Annotated in this window: 1 protein-coding gene; it reads left to right on the top strand. The window is 66.8% G+C overall.

Annotated features, from left to right (window positions below):
- On the top strand, positions 1–443 hold a 443-nt coding region (locus QCE64_RS37870; RefSeq protein WP_310009531.1), incomplete at both ends, for a hypothetical protein.

Below are 443 nucleotides of genomic sequence, written 5' to 3'. Positions count from 1 at the left end.
ACTATACGAACGCGAACCTGATCCGCAATCAGTCGGCGCTGATCGAGTCGGCGGGCGACATGGCGCTCCATGCCGCTCAGGTGACGAACACGCGCACCTCGATGACCACGACCGGCTTGAATCAACCGCTCGACCCCGCGTTGATGGAACAACTCGGCATCAGCATGTCGGGCTGCACCGCCTGGTACGCCGCCGCCTGCGCCGGTCAGAACGTGCCGTGGGGCGCGCCGCCCGATCCGAACGCCATCGGCGGCGCTTATGTTGAACCGCCGCACGGCGGCCAGTGGAACAGCGGCTATCAGTACACGACCTATACGGGCGTCGCGCTCGCCAACCTGATCGCGTCGATCAGCCCGCAGGCGCAGATTATCGCCGGCGGCAGTCTCGACGCGTCGCATGTGGGCCTGTTGCAGAACTTCTGGAGCGCGGTCGCGGCGGCCGGC

Origin of the sequence: Caballeronia sp. LZ043 (genome assembly GCF_031451075.1) — a bacterium.
In the GTDB taxonomy this organism is placed as follows: Bacteria; Pseudomonadota; Gammaproteobacteria; order Burkholderiales; family Burkholderiaceae; genus Caballeronia.
Note: the sequence above shows the minus strand (reverse complement) of the source record. Positions and strands in the feature narration are given on the sequence as shown.